This window comes from Faecalibacterium sp. DFI.5.82 (assembly GCF_029076575.1).
Classification (GTDB): domain Bacteria; phylum Bacillota; class Clostridia; order Oscillospirales; family Ruminococcaceae; genus Faecalibacterium; species Faecalibacterium duncaniae.
On record NZ_JARFIS010000470.1, the window covers coordinates 1 to 313 of the forward strand.

General features: G+C 60.1%; 1 pseudogene. It reads left to right on the forward strand.

Annotation, left to right across the window (positions count from 1 at the left end):
• A pseudogene (locus tag P0G09_RS17465) lies at positions 1–313 on the forward strand (hypothetical protein); the annotation flags it as partial.

Genomic DNA, 313 nt, shown 5'->3' on the forward strand with positions numbered 1-313 from the left:
CGCCCAATAGTCCCGCTGCCAGCGGCTCTGGACGGGCATTACTGAGCAAGAATCCGGCTACCCTCAACTGGTTCGAGCCGTCCCCCATTGGATTTTACGGTCCGCCCCGGACCCTGTGCTGGGCTGACCATTCCCTCTGGGTGGGCGATCCCACCAACGCCACACGGATTGTACTCACCGACCGGGGCACCTGTCAGGATGTGAAAAACTGGCCCCTGCCGGAAGATGGATGGAGCACCAAATACCATTGTGGCATAGTGACAGACGGGCTGGGCCGGGTCTACTTTTCCAACGAGTGGTACAAGGGGCAGAT